The organism is Halomonas sp. I1 (assembly GCF_032334135.1).
GTDB lineage: Bacteria > Pseudomonadota > Gammaproteobacteria > Pseudomonadales > Halomonadaceae > Halomonas.
Genome location: NZ_JAVXUS010000012.1, coordinates 17,113 through 39,290 on the forward strand (window position 1 = coordinate 17,113; position 22,178 = coordinate 39,290).

The window sequence follows — 22,178 nt, forward strand, 5'->3', positions numbered from 1 at the left end:
GACATGCTGGTAATTCCCGCCATCGATCTCAAGGATGGCAAGTGCGTTCGCCTCAAGCAGGGGCGCATGGACGACGCGACCACCTATGGTGATGATCCGGTCGCCATGGCCGCTCGCTGGGTCGAGGCCGGAGCCCGCCGCTTGCACCTGGTCGATCTCAATGGCGCTTTCGAGGGCCGGCCGATCAATGGTGAAGCGGTCACTGCCATTGCCCGTGCCTACCCGGACCTGCCGATTCAGATCGGTGGCGGTATTCGCAGCGCAGCGACCATCGAGCACTACCTGGCGGCAGGCGTTTCTCAGGTGATCATCGGCACCAAGGCGGTGAAGGAGCCTGACTTCGTCACCGAGATGTGCCGTGCCTTTCCGGGCCACGTGATCGTCGGCCTCGATGCCCGTGATGGCTTCGTGGCCACCGATGGCTGGGCCGAGGTATCCACTCTCAAGGCCTCCGAACTCGCCAGGCGCTTCGCCGATGACGGCGTTTCCGCCATCGTCTATACCGATATCGCCCGTGACGGCATGATGGGTGGCGTCAATGTCGAGGCCACCGCCGAGCTGGCCCGCCAGGGCGGCCTGCCGGTGATCGCCTCGGGTGGCGTCACCAATCTCGATGACCTGCGCTCGCTTGTCGGGGCGGACGAGCCGGGCATACTCGGTGCCATCACCGGCCGCGCCATCTATGAAGGCAGCCTGGACGTGGCCGAAGGCCAGCGGCTGTGCGATGAACTCACCCGCCAACGAACCGGGAGCTGAACCATGGGACTCGCCAAGCGCATCATTCCCTGCCTGGACGTCGATGCGGGACGTGTGGTCAAGGGCGTCAACTTCGTCGGCATTCGCGACGCCGGCGACCCGGTGGAGGTTGCCCAGCGTTATAACCACCAGGGAGCCGACGAGATCACCTTCCTCGACATCACCGCCAGTCACGAGGACCGCGATACCACGGTGGAGATGGTCGAGCGCATTGCCGGCGAGGTGTTCATCCCCCTGACCGTGGGGGGAGGGATTCGCACCTGCGATGATATTCGCACCATGCTCAATGCCGGTGCCGACAAAGTCTCGATCAACACGGCCGCCGTGCACAATCCCGAATTCGTCCATGAAGCCGCGGAACGCTTCGGCAGCCAGTGCATCGTGGTGGCCATCGACGCCAAGCGGGTCTCCGGCGAAGACGAGACACCGCGCTGGGAGATCTTCACCCATGGCGGCCGTCGCTCCACCGGCCTGGACGCCGTGGAGTGGGCCAGGAAGATGGTGGAGCTGGGGGCCGGTGAGCTACTGCTCACCAGCATGGATCGCGACGGCACCAAGCAGGGCTTCGACCTCGGCGTGACGCGTGCCATCAGCGATGCGGTGAGCGTGCCGGTGATCGCCTCCGGCGGCGTCGGCAACCTCGATCACCTGGTGGAAGGGGTCAAGGACGGCGGAGCCGATGCAGTGCTCGCCGCCAGTATCTTCCACTTCGGGGAATACAGCATTCCCGAGGCCAAGCGTTATATGGCCGAGCGGGGGATCGAGATGCGCCTTTAGAGGGTGTTGACAAATTACTGCGCTCGACCATACCGCGTTGAAATTCGGCTCGAAGTGCTCATTTAGTACGGATAAACTCCGCATTCTCGCCGAATTTCGCCTTGTCTGGCTGTCGCTCGTGACTTTTGTAAACACCCTCTTAGAGCGCTGCTTGAGAGTGGCGCTACCTTACTGCCTTGTCGTCTTCATGACGCGGGGCGTCAGGCGGCCGGCCAGGCTGGCAAGCAGGAACAGCAGTGCGGCCAGGCTGACGATGGTGGGCCCGGTGGGCGTATCCAGCCAGTAGGCGGCCTGCAGTCCCCCCGTGGTGGAGCCGGCGCCGAAGAGAGCGGCCAGCAGGGCCATGCTCTCCGGGGTGCGGCTGAAGGGGCGCGCCGTGGCGGCGGGGATGATCAACAGTGCCGCGATCAACAGCACGCCGACGACCTTCAGTGCCACGGCCACGACCACGGCGAGCGACAGCGTCAGGATCAGTTGTTCCCGCCCGGGGTCGATGCCGCTGGCGTGGGCCAGGTCGGTATTAAGCGTGGCGGTTAGAAGGCTGGACCAGCGCCAGTGCATCAGCCCCAGGACGAGCATCGCCCCTGCCCATATGATGGCCAGGTCCCACTTGCCGACCGCCAGGATGTCGCCGAACAGGTAGGCCATCAGGTCGATCCTCACCCCGGAGACGAAGGATACCGCTACCAGCCCCAGGGCGAGTGCCGAGTGCGCCATGACGCCGAGGAGCGTATCCATGGCATAACCTCTGCCGCTGAGCGACGAGACAATGGTGGCCATGGCCAGGGAGGTCACCAGCACGCCTGCCAGGATCGAGGTCGAGAGCACCAGCGACAGGGCGACGCCGAGCACGGCGGCGTGAGCGGTGGCATCACCGAAGTAGGCCATGCGGCGCCATACCACGAAACAGCCCAGCGGAGCGGCGGCCAGGGCCACGCCAATACCGGCCAGGGCGGCACGTACCAGAAAGTCGTCGAATATCATCAGGCCGGCTCCCGGAGTGCCTGTCGAGGATGGTGGTCATGGCGATACACGGCCAGAGCGTCCTGAACGCCCTGGCCGAACATGGCGTGATAGGCCGGCGAGGCGGCCACACGCTCCGGTGTGCCCTCACAGCAGATCGAGCGGTTGAGGCAAACCACCCGGTCCGAGGTGCTCATTACTACGTGGAGTTCATGGCTGACCATCAGTACGCCACACCCCAGTTCGTGACGTACCGCCTCTAGTTGACGGTAGAAGTCGATGACCCCTTGCTGATCGAGGCCCTGAGTCGCTTCATCGAGAATCAGCAGGTCGGGTGACTCCAGCAGTGCTCGTGCCAGCAGGATTCGCTGGAACTGCCCGCCTGACAGCGAGCTCATCTGTTGCTGGCCGAGTCCCGCGGCACCCGCTCTCTCCAGTGCCTGCGCAATGCAAGCCCGTGAATGTTGCCTGGGCAGCCCCATGAAGCGTTTGACCGTCATCGGCAGGGTCGGATCCAGGTGCAGTCGCTGCGGTACATAGCCCAGTATCAGGCCGGGGGCTCGCTGAATCTGTCCACATGCCGGAGTCAGGGAGCCGATAATGGCCTTCAGCAGCGTTGTCTTGCCCGAGCCATTGGGCCCGACGATGGTGACGATCTCGCCACGCTCGAGGGCCAGGTGAATGTTGTCGAGGATTGGCTGGCCGCCAAGGTCCACAGCCAGATTTTCGATGGTCAGCAATGTCATGGGGGATCTACCAGCAACGTGCGAGCTTTTCCAAGCCGGGATATTGGCCTGGCCTGCTTGACAGAAAAGTTATGTTATAACATAAATAGTCATCGCTCAATTTCCCCATTACCTGCTGTTCAAGGAGATCATGATGTTGCGTGCCCGTTACTGGGGGGCGGCCTTGTTGGGGGCCAGTACCCCAGCCATCGCCGCTGCGGATGTCCCCGATGTCGCGGTCGACATTCCGCCGGTCCACTCGCTGGTTGACCGTGTCATGGGCGACCTGGGATCACCGAAGCTGGTCATCCAGCCGGGGGCCTCGCCCCATGGTTACTCCATGCGACCCTCGGAGGCCGAGGCACTGGAAAATGCCGATGTCGTGTTCTGGGTTGGTGAAGAGCTGGCGCCTTGGCTGAAGGGATCCATGGAAAGCCTGGCCACCGATGCCGAAAGCGTGGCCCTGCTGGATGTGCCGGATACCAGGACCCTGGCGTTTCGCCAGGGGGCCACCTTCGCGGCGCATGACCACGACCATTCGCACGAGAATGGCCATGATCATGATCACGACCACGACCACGACCACGACCACGACCACGACCACGACCACGACCACGCTCATGGCCATGACCATGGTGGCGGTCATCATCATGGTCATTCTCACGAAGGCATCGATCCGCATGCCTGGCTCGACCCCGCCAATGCCCAGGTCTGGCTGGGTGCCATCGTGCACTCGCTTGCCGAGGCAGACCCGGAGCATGCGGAGACTTATCGGGAAAATGCACGCCAGGGCAAGGCCGAGCTCGATGAGCTGATCAATGACCTCGAAGAACGTCTTTCGGGGGCGCAAGACACCCGGTTCATCGTCTTTCACGATGCCTACCAGTACTTCGAGCAACGCTTCGATCTCACGGCGGCCGGTGCCATTTCGCTGGGCGATGCGTCTGACCCCAGCCCGGCGCGTATCGATGAGCTGCGCCACAAGGTCAGCGAGCTGGGCGTCGACTGTGTCTTCAGCGAACCGCAGTTCAATCCTCGACTGGTGGACAATGTGTTCGGCCCCACCGGTGTGGATACCTCTATCGTGATTGATCCGCTGGGGGCCGGGCTTGCACTTGGCGAAACGCTGTATCCCACCTTGCTGCGCCAGCTGTCCGATGGTGTGTCCCGGTGTGCGGCAGGGGCCTGATCCGATAGCACACCTCGAGCGACTCGGCATCGAGGAATGTCCGTGAAGCGCCTGAAATCACGTGATGAAACGGGTGGTGAGGCGCCACCCGGTCTATTGAGCAAAGTGTTGCACAAAGGAGAGAAGCATGAGCATGCCATATGCCAAGAAAGCGAGCGCCCTGGCGATCAGCCTGCTGGCAGTGACGGCGAGCCAGTCAGCGCTGGCGCATGAGAATGGCCATGATCACGACCACGACCATGGGCACGACCACAGCCATGGCCACGATCATGACAGCGATATCTATGCCGGCTATTTCGACGACAGCCAGGTGGAGGATCGTGAGCTTTCCGACTGGGAAGGGGACTGGCAATCGGTCTATCCCTATCTTCAGGATGGTACGCTCGATCCGGTCATGGCCCACAAGGCGGAGAAGAACGATGAGAAGACCGCCGAGGAATACAAGGCGTATTACGAGCGAGGCTACAAGACGGATGTCGGCCGCATCGTGATCGATGGCAGTACCGTGGTCTTTCATGAAGATGGCGACACAATGTCCGGCGAGTATGCCTACGATGGCTACGAGATCCTGAATTACGAGGCGGGGAACCGAGGCGTGCGGTTCATCTTCGAACTCCAGGAAGGTGGGGACGAGCTGCCCGAGTACATCCAGTTCAGCGACCACAGCATCTATCCGACCGATGCCGGTCACTATCACCTCTACTGGGGCGATGATCGGGCGGCTCTGCTGGACGAGGTCAAGCACTGGCCGACCTACTATCCGTCCAGCCTGAGCGGGGAGGAGATCGTTCGTGAAATGAAGGCTCACTGACGATGGCGTCGGGGTAGGGCAATGCTAGTCAGTTAAGCCTATTCTCAATCAGCCGATCATGAGACCTTCCCGTGTCAGGCCCACTGACATGGGAAGGTCCATGCACTTCAGCAACGCCCTCGATGCCATCGCCCAGGCGGCACCCGAGGATTCCTCCAGCCTCTCCGAGGTGCTCTCGCCCGAGCTTATCGCCAGCACCCCGGATCACACTCTGACCTTGTTTGACCGAGACTTCCATTCGTTGGGAAATCGAACTGGGCTACCGGGAAATGAAGCAAGCCCTGTTGGATAACCGCCTGACGCTGCGTAGCCGGACACCGGAGAAGGTCTTCCAGGCGCTCTGGGGCACTTTGCTGGCCTACAAGCGTTGCGCCCGCGCCCGTGCCCGCCCTCGACCTTGCCCCTTCCGGGTGACCCGCTTCGCGGGCTGCGAGACAGGGTCGCACGGCATCGACCCCGCCCCGGCGACCGACCGTCGCCGCGTTGGCGACCTCGGTGGGCGCAATCCGCGCTCGGGCGCCTACGCTAGATAAGTGACTTTCGACAACGACGACGCCATCCGCGCCCGAGCATCGCCGATGCGTGGCGCGTCGCCTGGGAGATCGACCATGAACGAAGCCAACCTTCATCCCCACGAGGCCGTGAGCGAGCTGCGCTCGCGCATCCGCGCCCACTACGACGTCGACGAGGCGGAGGTGCTGCGCGGGCTGGTCGAGCGCATCGAGCTCTCGGAGGAGCAGCGCCGCCGGGTGGCCGAGGTCGGCGCCAACTACGTGACGCGAGTGCGCGAGGAGACCTCGCCCAGCATGATGGAGGCGTTCCTGGCCGAGTACGGGCTCTCGACCGCCGAGGGCGTCGGCCTGATGTGCCTGGCCGAGGCCTTGCTGCGGGTGCCCGACGCCGAGACCATCGACGACCTCATCCACGACAAGATCGAGCCCTCCGACTGGGGCGCCCACCTGGGCAAGTCGTCCTCGTCGATGGTCAACGCCTCGACCTGGGCGTTGATGCTGACCGGCAATGTGCTGGAAAAGGATCCCAAGGGCCCGGTGCGGGCGCTGCGCGGCCTGGTGCGTCGCATGGGCGAGCCGGTGGTGCGCACCGCGGTGGGCCAGTCGATGAGGATCCTCGGCCGCCAGTTCGTGCTCGGCCAGACCATCGAGGAGGGCATGAAGAACGCCCGCGAGCTCGAGAAGCAGGGCTACACCTACTCCTACGACATGCTGGGCGAGGCGGCGCGCACCGACGACGATGCCCTGCGCTACCACCAGGCCTATGCCGAGGCGATCGCCGCCATCGCCAAGCAGGCCCAGGGCGACGTGCGCGGCAGCCCCGGCATCTCGGTGAAGCTCTCGGCGCTGCACCCGCGCTACGAGACCACCCACCGCGCGGCGGTGATGCGCGACCTGGTGCCGCGGGCCCGGGAGCTGGTCCGGCAGGCCGCCAAGGCCAACATCGGCTTCAACATCGACGCCGAGGAGCAGGACCGGCTGGACCTGTCGCTCGATGTCATCGAGGCGCTGCTGGCCGACCCTGAGCTGGCCGGCTGGGACGGCTTCGGCATCGTGGTGCAGGCCTACGGGCGGCGCGCCGCGCCGGTGATCGAGGCGCTCTACGAGATGGCCGAGCGCCACGACCGCAGGATCATGGTGCGGCTGGTCAAGGGCGCCTACTGGGACACCGAGATCAAGCTGGCCCAGGAGATGGGCGTCGAGACCTTCCCGGTGTTCACCCGCAAGGTCAACACCGACGTCAGCTACATGGCCTGCGCGCGCATGCTGCTCGAGCGGCGCGACCGCATCTATCCGCAGTTCGCCACCCACAACGCCCACACCTGCGCCGCCGTGGTCGCCATGGCCGGCGACGACAAGGACAGCTACGAGTTCCAGCGCCTGCATGGCATGGGCGAGTCGCTGCACCACATCGTCAAGCAGTCGGAGGGCACCCACTGCCGCATCTACGCCCCGGTCGGCGCCCACCGCGACCTGCTGGCCTACCTGGTGCGCCGGCTGCTGGAGAACGGCGCCAACTCCTCCTTCGTCAACCAGGTGGTGGACACCTCGATCCCCGCCAGCGAGGTGGCGAAGGACCCGGTGGCCGGATTCGAGCGCCTGGGCGATGCCATCGCCAACCCGACGATCCGTCGCCCCGGCGAGCTGTTCGCCCCGGAGCGCAAGAATTCCCGCGGCTACCGGATCAACGAGCCGGCCTCGATCCTGCCGCTGCTCTCGGCCCGGGAGGCCTTCGCCGATGCCATCTGGACCGCGGCGCCGATGCTGGTCGGTGGCCCCGCGCCCAAGGGTACCGCCCGGGAGGCGCTGTCGCCGGCCGACGGCTCGCGGGTGGTCGGCCGGGTGTTCGAGGCCACTCCCGAGGAGGTAGCGGCGGCGCTGGACGCCGCCGAGGACGGCTATCGCGAGTGGTCGGCGCGGCCGGTCGCCGAGCGCGCCGAGGTGCTGCGCCGCACCGCCGACCTCTACGAGCAGCACATGGCCGAGCTGACGGTGATCGCCACCCGCGAGGCCGGCAAGATGATCCTCGACGGCATCGCCGAGGTACGCGAGGCGGTGGACTTCCTGCGCTACTACGCCGGCGAGAGCGAGCGGCTGGCGGCCGAGGAGCCGGGCGAGGCGCGGGGCGTCTTCGTGTGCATCAGCCCCTGGAACTTCCCGCTGGCCATCTTCACCGGCCAGATCGCCGCGGCGCTGGCGGCGGGCAACGCGGTGCTCGCCAAGCCCGCCGAGCAGACGCCGCTGATCGCCGCCCGCGCCGTCGAGCTGATGCGCGAGGCCGGCCTGCCGGAGGCGGCGCTGCAGCTGCTGCCCGGCGACGGCCCCACGGTGGGCGGGCCGCTGACCGGCGACCCGCGCATCGCCGGGGTCTGCTTCACCGGCTCGACCGAGGTGGCGCAGCTCATCCACCAGGCGCTGGCCAAGAACGCCGGCCCCGACGCGACGCTGATCGCCGAGACCGGCGGGCTCAACGCCATGATCGTGGACTCCAGCGCGCTGACCGAGCAGGCGGTGCGCGACATCCTGATCTCGTCCTTCCAGTCGGCCGGCCAGCGCTGCTCGGCGCTGCGCATGCTGTACGTTCAGGAGGAGGCGCGGGAGCGGCTGCTGACCATGCTCGACGGCGCCATGGACGCGTTGTCCATCGGCGACCCCTGGAACACCGACACCGACGTCTCGCCGGTGATCGACGCCGAGGCCCAGGCCGATATCGGCGCTTATGTCGAGGCGCAGAAGCAGGCCGGCAAGGTGCTCAAGACGCTGCCCGCCCCGGATGTCGGCACCTTCGTCACCCCGGCGGTGGTCGAGGTCGGCGGTATCGAGGACCTGGAGCGCGAGATCTTCGGCCCGGTTCTGCACGTGGCGACCTTCAAGGCGCGGGACATCGACAAGGTGGTCGACGCGATCAACGCCAAGGGCTACGGGCTGACGTTCGGCCTGCATACCCGCATCGACGACCGCGTGCAGCAGATCGTCGAGCGGATCCATGTCGGCAACATCTACGTCAACCGCAACCAGATCGGCGCCATCGTCGGCTCCCAGCCGTTCGGCGGCGAGGGAATGTCGGGCACCGGCCCCAAGGCCGGCGGCCCGCTCTACGTGCCCCGCTTCCGGCGCACCGCCGCCGTCGAGCACCATGACGCGCCCCAGGGCGAGGCCGTATCGCTCGATGCGCTCCAGGCAGCGCTCGACGGCCTGGATGCCCGCCCCTGGGCGGCGCGGCCGGACCGGGTCGAGGTGCTGCGCCGCGCGCTCTCCGGCCGCCGCGGGGTGATCCGCAAGGCGCTCGCCGAGACCGCGGCCCTGGACATGAGCCCGCAGACGCTGCCGGGGCCGACGGGGGAGAGCAACCGCTTGTCGCAGTATCCCAAGGGGCCGGTGCTGTGCCTGGGGCCGACCCTCGAGATCGCCGTCGCCCAGGCGGTGCAGGCGCTGGGGGCGGGCTGTCCGGTGCTGATCGTCGCTCCCGGCGCGGATGGCGAGGTGCGTTCGCTGAGCGCGGCCGGGGCGCCGGTCGTTGCCTTCGACGGCACCGTGGCGGCCGAGACGCTGACGCGCGTGCGCGGCATCGCGGCCGTGGCCGCCGCCGGAGCCGGCGACTGGACCCGGAGCCTGCGCCTCGCCTTGGCCGAGCGCGACGGCCCCATCGTGCAACTGGAGACCCAGGCCATCGCCCCGGCGCGCTACGTGGTGGAGCGCCACCTGTGCATCGACACCACCGCCGCCGGCGGCAACGCCAGCCTGCTGGCGAGCGCCGAGTAGCCGCGCCGCCCACCCCGGCCGAGGCCCCGGGCGCCGCGAGGCGCCCGGGGCCTGGCCCGCGACGCCCGGCCCCGCGTGCCGGGCGTTCGCCCCCTGGGCCCTGCCTTCCACTCCCGGCGTTGGCTGGTTGAGGCCACCCCTTGAAACCCGGGGCGGGCATCACCACCTCTCCGACGCGGGTCCCCCATGGCCCGCGCCACGGCCGAGCGCCGTCGGTAACGAGCTCGAATCTGAACCCATTCCGACTGCAAAGGAGGTAGTGGATGTCAGTGCAGACATCGTCCGACCGACCGCTGAAACAGGCGACTCCGTTCGATATCGTCGATTCCCCGGATCCCCAGAGCCGGGTCCGCAGCGCCCCGCTGCCCGGCGAGGATCCCTATCCCACTCGGCTCGCCGAGCCCTTCGACCTGCCCTGGCTGAATCGCCGGGAGCCGGTGGTCAAGGGCCGCGACCGGCAGGGGCCGCTTTCCTCGGCGCAGCTCGATGCGTTCGAGCGCCAGGGCTTTCTCTTCGAGCCGGATTTCCTGCGGGGCGACGAGCTCGACGAACTGCGCCGGGAGCTCAAGCAGCTGCTCGCGCACGACGCTTATCGCGAGCGCGACTTCTCCATCACCGAGCCGCAGGGCAAGGAGATTCGCTCGCTGTTCGCCGTGCATTTCCTGTCGAAGGTGTTTGGCCGCCTGGCTCATGACGAGCGCCTGATGAGCCGCGCCCGACAAATTCTCGGCGGCGAGCCCTATGTCCATCAGTCGCGGATCAACTACAAGCCCGGCTTCGAGGGCAAGGGCTTCAACTGGCACTCGGACTTCGAGACCTGGCACGCCGAGGACGGCATGCCGGCCATGCACGCGGTGAGTGCCTCCATCGTGCTGACCGACAACCACACCTTCAACGGCCCGCTGATGCTGGTGCCTGGCTCGCACCGGGTATTCGTGCCGTGCCTGGGAGAAACACCGGAAGACCATCACCGGCAGTCGCTCAAGACTCAGGAGTTCGGTGTCCCGAGCCGCGAGGCCCTGCGTGAGCTGATCGACCGCCACGGCATCGAGGCGCCCACCGGGGCCGCCGGCGGTCTGCTGCTGTTCGACTGCAATACCCTGCACGGCTCCAACGCCAACATGTCGCCGGACCCGCGCAGCAATGCGTTCTTCGTGTATAACCGTCGTGACAATCGTTGCGTTGAGCCCTATGCGGCCACGAAACGTCGTCCGCGCTTTCTGGCACATGTGCCGGATGAAGCCTGGTCGCCGGAGACCTGACACGAGGGTAGACTGAGGGAATCGGGCCCCTGGAGGCCCTCCCCCGGATCAGGAGTCGAGTCGGACATGCGCTTCGTACCCCGTTTCACCGATGGCCGGCGTTTTCCGGAACCGCTGGGCAAGATTGTCTGTGTCGGCCGGAACTATGCCGATCATGCACGGGAGTTGAATAACCCGGTCCCCAGCGAGCCGTTGCTGTTCATCAAACCGGCCACCAGCGCCGTGGATCTGGCGGCGCCCATCGAGGCTCCCTTCGCGCGAGGCGAGGTCCACTTCGAGACGGAACTGGCCCTGTTGATCGGCGAGCCGCTGAGCGAGGTGGCGCCCGACCAGGCCGAGCGCGCCATCGTGGGTATCGGTCTGGCGCTGGACCTGACGCTTCGCGATGTCCAGGCCCACCTGAAGGAAAAGGGCCAGCCCTGGGAAGTCGCCAAGGCCTTCGATGGCGCCTGTCCGATGTCGGCCTTCCTGCCGCTCGCCGAGCCCCCCAACTGGAGTGCGCTGGAATTTACGCTGGAAGTGGATGGCGAGTGTCGGCAGCATGGCCTGGGCGCCGACATGTTGTTTTCGATACCGACGTTGCTGTCGGAAATGAGCCGCCACTTCACGCTGTTGCCGGGTGACGTGGTGCTCACCGGCACGCCCGCCGGCGTTGGGGAATTGCCTCGTGGTGCAGCGTTGCGTCTCCAACTGACCGGGGGGCTGGAGATCGTCACCAAGGTCATCGACTGACACTGCCCGTGCCGTCCTGACATGCGAAGGCCCCCGCCGGCGGGGGCCTTGTCGTGTCCAGGCGCCTCGAAAGGCGCCTTCTGACCGTTACTGCTCGGGCAGCTTGTAGGCCATCACGTAGTCGCCGATGGTGGTGCCGATCGAGCCGTGCCCGCCGGCCACCTGGACGACCATCTGCTCGCCCTGGCTGTTGAGGTAGGTCATGGGCGTGGCCTGGCCGCCGGCGGGCAGGCGGGTCTGCCACAGCTGCTCGCCGGTCTCGAGATCGTAGCCGCGCAGGTAGTCGTCCACGCTGGCGGCCAGGAAGGCCACGCCACTTTCCGTGATGATCGGACCACCGATGCCCGGTACGCCCATCTTGATCGGCAGCGGCAGTGCCGTCATGTCCTCGATGGTGCCGTTCTTGTGCTTCCAGACGGTTTCCCCGGTGCGCAGGTCAGTGCCGGCCACGTAGCCCCAGGGCGGCTGTTGGCAGGGGACGCCGAACGGTGAGAGGAAGGGCTTCATGTCCACGGCGTAGTCGGCGCCGGCGTTTTCGTTGAGGCCTTGCTCGCCCTGGTTGGTCTCGCCCAGCTCGGCGCCTTCCTTGGGCACCAGGGTGGAGGTGAAGGCCAGGTAGAGCGGCATGCCGAACATGACCTGGCGTTTCGGATCCACGGCGATGCTGCCCCAGTTGAAGACCCCGAAGTTGCCCGGGAAGACGATGGTGCCCTGCTCGGAGGGCGGGGTGTACTGACCCTCGTAACGCAGCGACTTGAACTGGATGCGGCACATCAGCTGGTCGAACGGCGTGGCGCCCCACATGTCCGCCTCGCGCAGGGTCGGCGGCCGGAACGTCAGACTCGAGATCGGCTGGGTCTCGGCGGCGTAGTCGCCCTCGATGGTGCCCTGGGGCGCCGGCTGCTCGGAGATCGGCAGGATCGGCTCGCCGGTCTCGCGGTTCAGCACATAGACGTCACCCTGTTTGGTGGGTATCACCAGCGCGGGCTGGGTGCCCTGCTCGGTGTCGAGGTCGAGCAGGCTGGGCTGGGCCGGGGTGTCCATGTCCCACAGGTCGTGGTGCACGAACTGCTGGACCCACTCCACCTGACCGGTCGCAAGGCTCAGGGCCACCACCGAGCTGGCGTACGTTTCCTCGGCCTCGCTACGGTACATGCCCAGCTGATCCGGCGTGCGGTTGCCCATGGGGAAATAGACCATGCCCAGTTCTTCGTCGGCGCTGGCGATCGACCAGCTGTTCGGCGAACTGGTGGTATACGTCTCGCCCTCGGCGATCGGTGCGGTCTCATCCGGATTGCCGGCATCCCAGTTCCATACCAGCTCGCCGGTCTTGGCGTCATAGGCACGGATCACGCCGGAGGGAGACTCGACAGCGTAGTTGTCGTTGACCGAGCCGGCGACGATGACCTTGCCATCGGCAACCACGGGCGGTGAGGTGGAGTAGTAGAAGCCGGCCTGCTTGAACGGCATGTTGTGCAGCAGATCCAGTTCGCCGTTGCTGGCGAAGTTGCTGCAGCGTGCGCCGGTCGCCGGGTCGACGGCAATCAGGCGGGCATCGGAGGTCGGCAGGAACAACTGGGCGTCGCACTGCATGGCGTCAAGGTTCTCGGCCGGTTCGCTGGCGACCTGCACGTCGATGGCGTCCGCCTCGCCGGAGCTCGGCGGCAGATAGGAGACGCCACGGCAGGTCTGGTGCTGGCGCGAACTTTCCGCCGGTACCTTGGCGTCATAGACCCACTGCTCTTCGCCGGTATCGGCATTCAGGGCGATCAGCCAATTGTGCGGGGTGCACAGGAACAGCGAGTTGCCGACTTTCAGCGGCGTGGCCTCGTAGGTGGTTTCGCCGACGTCCTCGGGGCCCTTCACGTCGCCGGTCTGATATTGCCAGGCCAGCTCCAGGTCATCGACGTTTTCCGGCGTGATCTGTTCCAGTGGCGAGAAGCGTTGTCCCAGATTACTGCGCCCATAGGCATGCCAGCTTTCTTCGGGTGTGTCTCCTGTTGCCGGCGTTTCGGTGACCACATCGCGGTTCAGCTCGCCCTCGATGCGATGGGCGTCGACGCTGAGGCTGGCGAGGGTGCCCACGCCGATGATCGCCCAGATCGGCAGCAGCAGGGCCAGGCCGGCGCGGCTGCCACCCTTGGCCGGTATCAGCAGCGGAATGGCGAGGATCAGGAAGAGGCCCAGTCGGGTGGCCAGGGGCCACCAGTCGTAACCGGACTCCCAGAGCGACCAGGCGGCGGTCGCGATCAGGAAGAGTGCATAAAGCACCTGAGCGATGGGACGGCGCGATCGCGTCAGGGCCCCGACCGCGATCAGGACGAGACCGGCCAGTGCGTAGTACCAGCTGCCGTCGAGGGTGATGAGCCAGATGCCACCCCCCAGCAGTGCCAGCCCGACCAGCCAGAAGATGAGCGAAAGAATGATCATGATCCAAGCTCCTTGCCATGGAAGAAGCCCTGAATAAGGTCGCGATCCCGGTACCCGCACGCCAGCAGTGCCACCGAATGCAGCGACTGCGATGCGCGTGGCATTCGGCGTTTCAAACCGTTCGTCGATTTATTCAGTGCTTGCGGAGTCGTCGATTGATTTCATTTTATAATAGTTAGCCTGTGAATTAAAGATGCCCTCTCGGCGGCACGCTTTACGTCCGCCAAGCGTGCCGTGATGATCACTATGGTGTAATGGAGTGGGGATGTCAGTGCCGAACGCGCCGAAAACCCTTCATGCAAGGTAGGTGTAACTTTCCAGGCCGGCGGACAGGTCATGCCGGAACTGGCGCTGCTCGTCGTCACTCAGATCGCTGGCAGCAAGCTGTTCGGCGAGCCTGGCACGCAAGGTCTCGGCATCGAAGTTGACGTAACCCAGTACGTCGGCGACCCGGTCACCACGCAACAGGTGATCGAAGCGCCATTCACCGTCGGGGGAGAGGGCGGCATCCACCGAGTCGGTGTCGCCGAACAGGTTGTGCAGGTCGCCGAGGATCTCCTGGTAGGCGCCGACCAGGAAGAACCCCATCAGGTGTTCCTCGTCGTCCTGCCATTCCGGGAGCGGCAGCGTGGATTCGACGCCCTGGCCGTCGACATAGCCGTCGATGCGGCCGTCGCTGTCGCAGGTGATGTCCTGGATCACCGCGCGGCGCGAGGGTTCGCGGTCGAGGCCGGAAAGTGGCAGTACCGGGAAGATCTGGTCGATACCCCAGACATCGGGCACCGATTGAAACAGCGAGAAGTTGACGAACAGCTTGTCGGCGAGCTTTTCAGCCAGCTCGTCATGGATCTCGCGATGGGCGCGGTTGCGTGGGTCAAGCCGTTCGCGCAACCGGGCACAGGCGGCGGAGTGGACGCCTTCGCCCTCGGCGCGGGCGCCGAGGTCGGCCAACCCCATGACGAAACGGTCCTGAAGCTCGCTCAGCGCCTGCGTCAGGTCGTGCCAGGCTTCGACCAGGCCGCGCGGGTCATGCAGGGCATGAAGCTCGTCATGGACCCGCCATAGTTCGGCCACTTGGGGATCGGCATGCTGCCGCGTTTCTGGAGCTTGGGTGTCGGGGCGTTCCTCGCCGATCACGTTGGTGATCAACACCGCGTGGTGGGCGGTCAGTGCCCTGCCGGATTCGCTGAGCAGGTGCGGATGAGGAAGCCCTTCGGCGCTGCATACCTGGGCGAAGGCCGAGACGACATTACGGGCATATTCGTGCATCGAGTAGTTGATCGAGCAGAAACTGCGCGAGCGAGTTCCCTCGTAGTCGATGCCCAGCCCGCCGCCGACGTCCACGGTGTCCACTGGTGCGCCCATCGCCAGCAGGTTTCGGTAGAAGCGTGCACACTCGCGAAGGCCGCGCTGGATATCATGGATATTGGCGATCTGCGAGCCCAGGTGGAAATGCACCAGTTGCAGGTAACCGAGGGCATCGGCCTCGGCCAGTCGGCTCACCACCGCCTGGATCTGGCCAGCGGTGAGACCGAACTTGGACTTTTCGCCGCCGGTGTTCTGCCATTTGCCCTTGCCGACCGAGGCGAGGCGAGCGCGCAGGCCGATGCGTGGGCTGACGCCGAGGTGCTCGGCCTCCTCGAGGATCAGCGACAGCTCGGAGAGTTTTTCCACCACCAGATAGACCCGGTGGCCGAGCTTCTCGCCCATCAGCGCCAGGCGGATGTATTCGCGGTCCTTGTAGCCGTTGCAGACGATCAGCGAAGGACCATCGCCGGACAGTGCCAGTACGGCGAGCAGCTCTGGCTTGCTGCCGGCCTCCAGGCCGACGCGCCCACGGCCGCGCTCCTGGGTGGCCAGGATCTCCTCGACCACCCGGCGCTGCTGGTTGACCTTGATGGGGTAGACCGCCGTGTAGCCGCCGTCGAAGTCTTCCTCTGTCATGGCACTGTCGAAGGCGGCGCAGAGTTGCTCTACGCGGTCATGCAGGATGTCGGTGAAACGCACCAGCACAGGCAGACGGAGTCCGGCCTCGCGAAGCTGCGTGGCCAGTGACGTCAGCGGCAGGGCGGGGCCTTCGGCCTCTTCGCCGAGTGGCCGTACCAGCGCCTGGCCACTGTCGTTGACGTCGAAGTAGCCACTGCCCCACTGATCGATGTTCCAGGTATGCCGTGCCCGGTGAGCCGGGCCGGCGACGCTGCCCATTGACGCCCTCAAGATGCGACCTCGGGAAGCGGCAGGGCGCCTTCCTCCAAGCGTCGCTTGAGGATGGTGCGGAACTGGTCGGGGTCATGGGGCGTCAGGTCATGGGCCGGTGGGTCGACATAGACCACCAGCAGACGCGACAGCCAGTAGCGCAGTGCCGTCATGCGCAGCATCATCGGCCAGGCGTCGCGCTCGGCGGCTTCCAGCGGACGCTGGGCCTGATAGGCGGCGAGAAGGGTGGCGTAGCGTTCGGTGTCGAGGCGACCGTCGGCATCGGTGGCCCAGTCGTTGATGACGATGGCCAGGTCGAACAGCAGGTCGCCCGTGCAGCCATTGTAGAAATCGATCATGCCGCCCAGGCGATCGCCGTCGAACAGGGTGTTGTCGCGGAACAGGTCGCCGTGCAATGCGCCCTGTGGCAACTCCGGGGCCTCGTCGAAGAAGCCTTGATAGATTTCCACTTCGTCCATCATCAGCGCCTGGTCCTCCGGCGAGAGGTAGGCCAGGACCTTGTGGTGCATGGGCAGCAGCCAATGCAGGTCGCGTGGATTGGGGCGATGTCCCGGAAAGCGCTGCGAGACCTTGTGCATGTGGCCGAGGGCATCGCCCAGGGCCCGGCACTGAGCCAGGTTGGGAGCCTCCGGGTGCTTGCCGGGCAAGCGGGGGAACAGCAGCGCCGGTTTGTCGGCCAGGCTGTGCAGGGCAATGCCGTCATGGTCGTGCAAGGGGCCGGGCACCGGCAGGCGGTGCTCGTCGAGATAGTCCAGCAGTTCGACGAAGAACGGCAGCTCTTCATGCTCGCCTTGCTCGAACAGGGTCAGCACCAGTTCCTGGCGGTCGGTGGTGACGAAGAAGGTGCTGTTCTCCGTGCCGGCGGGGACTCCCTCGACGGCAACCAGCGAACCGGCGTCGAAGCGGTTCAGGAATGCCGCGACCTGAGCGTCGGTGAGCGGTGTGAATACGGCCATTTGTGTCTCGCGCGGGCTATGCCAAATCGCCTATTGTAGCGGCTTGGCGCACCGATGCCGAATGTGGTTGGCCAGTCGCGGTCAGGAATCCCGCCGTACCCACTCGGGGATGCTGATATCGTCGCCGGCCTGGCGCTCGAAGTTGCCGTCGCCATTCCGATCGATCAGGTAATAGGAGGGGCCCGAGGAGGGACGAACCTCGATGGCGTAGAGATCGCCGTTGACCCGGTACTCACGAACGGTGCGATCCGCTTCCTGGCGGGTGGTGATCTCGGGGTCGGGCGATCCGCCGGACTGGGCCAGCGCCGGCAGCCCGGCCAGCATCAGGCTGCCACCGACGAGCAGTGCGGCGAACGGACGAAACAGGGTCAACATGGCAACCTCCGGGGGTATCGGTGAGCTTCCACCAGTGTATGCCGTCGTCCGGTCGAGGCATACCTCGCGGCAAACATCGGTGGCTATGCGTATCATGGAGGATCAGAGTTGCACTTTCTCCCCGGATATCACTTTACTCAGACATCAATGGATGCCGATTCATGGCCGACACTCCCATCGTACTCGTCGACGGTTCTTCCTATCTGTATCGAGCCTTCCATGCCCTGCCGCCGCTGACCACCTCGGAGGGGCAGCCCACCGGTGCCGTCAAGGGCGTGCTCAACATGCTCAAACGGTTGCTCAAGGATTACCCCGACAGCCCCATGGCGGTGGTGTTCGACGCCCCGGGCAAGACCTTTCGCGACGAGCTCTATGCCGAATACAAGGCGCAGCGTCCGCCGATGCCGGATGACCTGCGCTCCCAGGTCGAGCCGTTGCACGACTGCGTGCGGGCGCTGGGACTACCGCTGCTGTGCATCGAGGGCGTGGAGGCCGATGACGTCATCGGTACCCTGGCGCACCACGCTACCCAGGCTGGCCGTGACGCTGTGATCTCCACCGGCGACAAGGACATGGCCCAGCTGGTCAACGCCCACATCACCCTGGTCAATACCATGAAGGACGAGACCCTGGACGTGGCGGGGGTTAAGGAGAAGTTCGGCCTGCCACCGGCGTTGATCATCGACTTCCTGGCGCTGATGGGCGACAAGGTCGACAACATCCCGGGGGTAGCCGGCGTCGGCGAGAAGACCGCCCTGGGGTTGCTGCAGGGCATGGAAGGTGGCCTCGAGACCGTCTATGCGGACCTGGAGAGGGTCAAGACGCTGGGCTTCCGCGGTGCCAAGACGCTGCCCAGGAAGCTCGAGGAGCATCGCGACCAGGCCTTCCTCTCTTATGAGCTCGCCACCATCAAGACCGACTGCGCATTGCCGGTGGGCCTCGACGACCTGGACATCGCCCACCCGGACCGCGAGGCGTTGCTCGAGCTTTATCGCCGCCTGGAATTCAAGGCCTGGCTGTCCGAACTGCTGGAGGGCGGCGATGAGGGCGTCGATGATGTGGCGGGAGGGACCGCCACGCCCGGGGCGGGCGATGCTGCGAGCGTCGGCGAGGACCAGGCGCGTCACGACGCGGTGATCACCGAGCAAGCGGTACTGGACGAATGGCTGGCGCGCCTCGCGGACAGCGAGGTGTTCTGCTTCGACCTGGAGACTACCAGCCTCGACTACATGGAGGCCGAGATCGTTGGCGTCGGGCTGTCCCTGGAGCCAGGGGAGGCTGCCTATATCCCGCTGGCCCACGATTACCTGGATGCCCCGGTGCAGCTCGACCGAAAGGCCGTGCTCGAGGCGCTGGCGCCGCTCTGGGCCGATGCGAGCAAGACCAAGGTCGGCCAGAACCTCAAGTACGATGTCTCGGTGCTGGCGCGTCATGGCTATGAGGTGGCCGGCGCCCTGCACGACACCATGCTCGAGTCCTATGTGCTGGACTCCACCGCCACTCGGCACGACATGGATTCACTGGCGCTCAAGTACCTGGGCGAGAAGACGGTGAGCTTCGAGGAGATCGCCGGCAAGGGCGCCAAGCAACTGACCTTCAACCAGGTTGCCCTGGAACAGGCCGCGCCCTACGCCTGCGAGGACGTCGACATCACCCTGCGCCTGCATCATGAGCTACGTCCGCGGGTCGAGGCCGAGGGTCGCCTGGCCGAGGTGCTCGACACCCTGGAGCGGCCGTTGATCCGAGTGTTGTCGCGCATGGAGCGTGGCGGCGTGGCGTTGGACGCCGAGCGCCTGCATACCCAGAGTCATGAGCTAGGCAAGCGCATCGGCGAACTCGAGGAGAAAGCCTTCGAGCTGGCCGGGCGCGAGTTCAACCTGGGCTCGCCCAAGCAGCTCGGCCAGATCCTGTTCGAGGAACAGCAGATCCCGGTGATCAAGAAAACCCCCAAGGGGGCGCCCTCCACCGCCGAGGCGGTGCTGGAGGAACTGGCGCTGGACTACCCGCTGCCCAAGGTAATCATGGAGCATCGCGGCCTCTCCAAGCTGCGCTCCACCTACACCGACAAGCTGCCCCGGCTGGTCAACAAGGCCACCGGCCGGTTGCACACCAGCTATCACCAGGCGGTCACCGCCACCGGGCGGCTGTCGTCCTCCGACCCCAATCTGCAGAACATCCCGATCCGCACCGAGGAGGGGCGCAAGATCCGCCAGGCCTTCGTGGCGCGGCCCGGCTATCGCATCGTCGCCGCCGACTACTCGCAGATCGAGCTGCGCATCATGGCGCACCTGTCCGGCGACAAGGGGCTGCTTGCGGCCTTCGCCGAGGGACGGGACATCCATGCCGCCACCGCCGCCGAGGTGTTCGGCGTGGCGCTGGACAAGGTGTCCGGCGAGCAGCGTCGCAGCGCCAAGGCGATCAACTTCGGGCTGATCTACGGTATGAGCGCCTGGGGGCTGGGCCGCCAGCTGCATATCGAGCGCAACCAGGCGCAGATCTACATTGATCGCTACTTCGACCGCTATCCAGGCGTGGCGCGCTACATGGAGCGCATTCGTGCCCAGGCGGCGGATGACGGTTACGTCGAGACGGTCTGCGGTCGACGGCTCCATCTGCCGGAGATCCACTCCCAGAACCGCAATCGTCGGCAGGGCGCCGAGCGCACGGCCATCAATGCGCCCATGCAAGGCACCGCGGCGGACATCATCAAGCGCGCCATGATCGATGTCGACGGTTGGCTGGCCGAGGGCGACTTCGACGCCATGATGGTCATGCAGGTCCACGATGAACTGGTCTTCGAAGTCGCGGAACGCGAGGTCGACACCTTCATCGAACAGGTCAAGACCCGCATGCAAAGTGCCGCCGAGCTTGACGTGGACCTGATCGTCGAAGCCGAGAGTGGCGTCAACTGGGACGAGGCGCACTGAAGGAGCGCATCATTCATGAGCCTCGCGGCTATCCGCGGGGGCCTGTTCCCGTTCGTCCATGCCGTAGTCGCGTTCGACTCGGGCGATACGCAGTCGGTAGTCGGCGAACACCGAGCGGCGCCCCGCGCTCTGGGCTGCACGATGGGCCTCCAGGCGGCGCCACTCGGCCACGGCCGCCTCGTCGCGCCAGAACGACAGTGACAGCAGTCGCTCGGGATCGGCCAGGCTCTGGAAGCGTTCGATGGAGATGAACCCTTCCACGTCATCGAGTAGCGGCTTGAGTTCGGCGGCGATGTCCAGATAACGCTGGCGTTGCGAGGGATGGGGCTGAGCTTCGAAGATGACGGCGATCATGCTGGCTCCTACGGTGACGGTGAAGTGGAAAGCGCGGCTGCTCTGCCATGATGGGCAGCCGTCACGAGCCAGTATCGACGGTCATCGCAGGCCACGATTCGATCAGGAGCGAAATATGGCAGTCACGGATCTCGCGATGTCCCGAGTGGCGACGGCGATCGCTGAACCCGCCAGGGCCCGCATGCTGTGTGCGCTTATGGATGGCCATGCGCGAACCAGTACCGAGCTCGCGGCCATCGCTGAGGTCGGCCCACCAACGGCCAGTGCCCATCTGGCGCGCCTCGCCGAGATGGCCCTGGTGCGGCGATATCCTCAGGGGCGTCATCGTTACTATGCGCTGGAAGACCCGAGAGTCGCCGAGGCGCTGGAGGGGCTGATGGTCATCGGGCAGGGCGATACGCCGACCTTCGCGCCGAACACGCCGCAGCGCCTGTGCTTCGCCCGAACCTGCTATGACCATATGGCCGGTGAGTTGGCGGTGACGCTCCACGATGCCTGCGTCGGGGCCGACTGGCTGATACCCGCCGCCGAGGCGGGGAGCGACTACCGTTTGAGCGAGGACGGAGAGCGTGTCTTCCGTGACATGGGCGTGGACGTCCGGGCGGTGCGTGCCCGGCGTCGCCGCTTCGCCCGTCCCTGCATGGACTGGAGCGAGCGTCGCCCGCACCTGGCAGGCGCCCTGGGCGCGGCCCTGTTGGACCATGCCATCGGTCGGAAGTGGGTGAGACGGGACCTCGATGGCCGGGCCCTCCGCCTGACATCAAGGGGGAGACAGGCGCTGGAACGCCGGTTCCATATCGAGTTGCCCAATTGAGGTCAGCGGCGTGCGCCGGTGCTATCGTGTCGGTGGAGTTTAGCAAGGTCGCGCGTTCGCGCGGCGTCATGGAGGAATGCAAGGAGATGCAAATGGCAACAATGGCAAGGGCCTGGCTGGCGGGTGCGGGAATGGCGCTGTTGGCCGGCTGCGCGAGTCAGGCCACGTCGGACTCGGTGTCGCAGCAGTTCGACTGTGACGCCCTGGGCCAGGCAGTAGAAAGCGCCGCTGGCGGTTTCGCGGACATCAAGGGGCGGCTGGACGAGACCAGCCTTACGCGAACCTGGGAAACTGACGTGCAGGCCTTTCATGATGCCTGCCTGATCACCTCGGCCCGCTCCCCCGACCATTATGTCTGCTTTGGTCGATTGGCGCTCGACAGCCCGCAGACAGCCCTGACCCGGGGAGGCGAAGGGCTTGCCCAGTGCCTGGGAGATGACTGGACAGCACGGCGTACGTCGTCGGAACGAATCGAGTTCGCGCGTGATGCCGCCGGACCGGTAGTGGTGCTCGAGACCTTCCTCAATGATCGCGGTCGTCGCATGGGAACCCTGAGTGTGTTTCAGAAGGCCGGGGATGTGGCGCCCATGCCTGATGAGGACTGAGTGCTCACTCG

At 65.8% G+C, this 22,178-nt stretch carries 17 protein-coding genes and 1 pseudogene; 11 read left to right on the plus strand and 7 right to left on the minus strand.

Annotated elements, in window-relative coordinates:
- Positions 1–3 precede the first annotated feature (3 nt).
- Both hisA and hisF read left to right on the plus strand, forming a co-directional pair.
- Positions 4–756, plus strand: coding sequence for a 1-(5-phosphoribosyl)-5-[(5-phosphoribosylamino)methylideneamino]imidazole-4-carboxamide isomerase (gene hisA, locus RSO41_RS12750; RefSeq protein ID WP_315619510.1), 753 nt, complete (start codon positions 4–6; stop codon positions 754–756).
- Positions 757–759: 3 nt separating this feature from the next.
- Positions 760–1,533 carry an imidazole glycerol phosphate synthase subunit HisF gene (hisF, locus tag RSO41_RS12755; protein ID WP_315619511.1) on the plus strand — a complete coding sequence of 258 codons (774 nt, stop codon included), beginning with the start codon at positions 760–762 and terminating at the stop codon, positions 1,531–1,533.
- 168 nt (positions 1,534–1,701) lie between these two features.
- Here the strand turns inward: hisF and RSO41_RS12760 are convergent, their stop codons facing one another.
- Positions 1,702–2,517, minus strand: coding sequence for a metal ABC transporter permease (locus RSO41_RS12760; RefSeq protein ID WP_315619512.1), 816 nt, complete (start codon positions 2,515–2,517; stop codon positions 1,702–1,704).
- Positions 2,517–3,242, minus strand: coding sequence for a metal ABC transporter ATP-binding protein (locus tag RSO41_RS12765; protein WP_315619513.1), 726 nt, complete (start codon positions 3,240–3,242; stop codon positions 2,517–2,519). The genes RSO41_RS12760 and RSO41_RS12765 overlap by 1 nt, the downstream gene beginning before the upstream one ends.
- Positions 3,243–3,375: 133 nt before the next feature.
- Between RSO41_RS12765 and RSO41_RS12770 the strand changes: the two genes are divergently transcribed.
- The 6 genes and pseudogenes from RSO41_RS12770 to RSO41_RS12795 all read left to right on the plus strand — a co-directional run bounded on the left by RSO41_RS12770 (position 3,376) and on the right by RSO41_RS12795 (position 11,489).
- On the plus strand, positions 3,376–4,410 hold the full coding sequence (locus RSO41_RS12770; protein ID WP_315619515.1) for a zinc ABC transporter substrate-binding protein: 1,035 nt from the start codon (positions 3,376–3,378) through the stop codon (positions 4,408–4,410).
- A 127-nt stretch (positions 4,411–4,537) separates the two neighbouring features.
- Positions 4,538–5,221 carry a metal-binding protein ZinT gene (locus RSO41_RS12775; protein ID WP_315619516.1) on the plus strand — a complete coding sequence of 228 codons (684 nt, stop codon included), beginning with the start codon at positions 4,538–4,540 and terminating at the stop codon, positions 5,219–5,221.
- Positions 5,222–5,460: 239 nt separating this feature from the next.
- A pseudogene (locus RSO41_RS12780) lies at positions 5,461–5,583 on the plus strand (transposase); the annotation flags it as partial.
- Positions 5,584–5,829: 246 nt separating this feature from the next.
- Complete coding sequence (gene putA / locus RSO41_RS12785; RefSeq protein ID WP_315619517.1) at positions 5,830–9,495, plus strand: bifunctional proline dehydrogenase/L-glutamate gamma-semialdehyde dehydrogenase PutA; 3,666 nt, start codon at positions 5,830–5,832, stop codon at positions 9,493–9,495.
- Positions 9,496–9,758: 263 nt separating this feature from the next.
- A complete protein-coding gene (thpD, locus tag RSO41_RS12790; protein WP_315619518.1) occupies positions 9,759–10,757 on the plus strand; it encodes an ectoine hydroxylase in 999 nt (332 codons plus the stop codon).
- A 66-nt stretch (positions 10,758–10,823) separates the two neighbouring features.
- Complete coding sequence (locus RSO41_RS12795; RefSeq protein WP_315619519.1) at positions 10,824–11,489, plus strand: fumarylacetoacetate hydrolase family protein; 666 nt, start codon at positions 10,824–10,826, stop codon at positions 11,487–11,489.
- Between the two features lie 87 nt (positions 11,490–11,576).
- On the opposite strand, the gene RSO41_RS12800 is transcribed toward RSO41_RS12795, so the two are convergent.
- From RSO41_RS12800 to RSO41_RS12815, 4 genes are all read right to left on the minus strand, one after another.
- Positions 11,577–13,919 carry a glucose/quinate/shikimate family membrane-bound PQQ-dependent dehydrogenase gene (locus RSO41_RS12800; RefSeq protein WP_315619520.1) on the minus strand — a complete coding sequence of 781 codons (2,343 nt, stop codon included), beginning with the start codon at positions 13,917–13,919 and terminating at the stop codon, positions 11,577–11,579.
- Between the two features lie 294 nt (positions 13,920–14,213).
- Entirely contained in the window at positions 14,214–16,124 is a 1,911-nt protein-coding gene (gene speA, locus RSO41_RS12805) for a biosynthetic arginine decarboxylase (protein WP_315619521.1), read from the minus strand.
- A gap of 8 nt (positions 16,125–16,132) precedes the next feature.
- Positions 16,133–17,092, minus strand: coding sequence for a homoserine kinase (locus tag RSO41_RS12810; RefSeq protein ID WP_315619522.1), 960 nt, complete (start codon positions 17,090–17,092; stop codon positions 16,133–16,135).
- Positions 17,093–17,173: 81 nt separating this feature from the next.
- Complete coding sequence (locus RSO41_RS12815; RefSeq protein WP_315619523.1) at positions 17,174–17,467, minus strand: DUF2782 domain-containing protein; 294 nt, start codon at positions 17,465–17,467, stop codon at positions 17,174–17,176.
- Positions 17,468–17,628: 161 nt separating this feature from the next.
- On the opposite strand from RSO41_RS12815, the gene polA reads away from it, so the two are divergent.
- Positions 17,629–20,394, plus strand: a complete 2,766-nt coding sequence (polA, locus tag RSO41_RS12820) for a DNA polymerase I (RefSeq protein ID WP_315619524.1) — start codon at positions 17,629–17,631, stop codon at positions 20,392–20,394.
- Between the two features lie 9 nt (positions 20,395–20,403).
- Here polA and RSO41_RS12825 read toward each other — a convergent pair whose 3' ends face one another.
- Entirely contained in the window at positions 20,404–20,748 is a 345-nt protein-coding gene (locus tag RSO41_RS12825) for an antibiotic biosynthesis monooxygenase (protein ID WP_315619525.1), read from the minus strand.
- Between the two features lie 115 nt (positions 20,749–20,863).
- On the opposite strand from RSO41_RS12825, the gene RSO41_RS12830 reads away from it, so the two are divergent.
- Positions 20,864–21,562, plus strand: coding sequence for a metalloregulator ArsR/SmtB family transcription factor (locus tag RSO41_RS12830; RefSeq protein WP_315619527.1), 699 nt, complete (start codon positions 20,864–20,866; stop codon positions 21,560–21,562).
- Positions 21,563–21,654: 92 nt separating this feature from the next.
- A complete protein-coding gene (locus RSO41_RS12835; protein ID WP_315619528.1) occupies positions 21,655–22,167 on the plus strand; it encodes a hypothetical protein in 513 nt (170 codons plus the stop codon).
- The last annotated feature ends 11 nt before the right edge of the window (positions 22,168–22,178 follow it).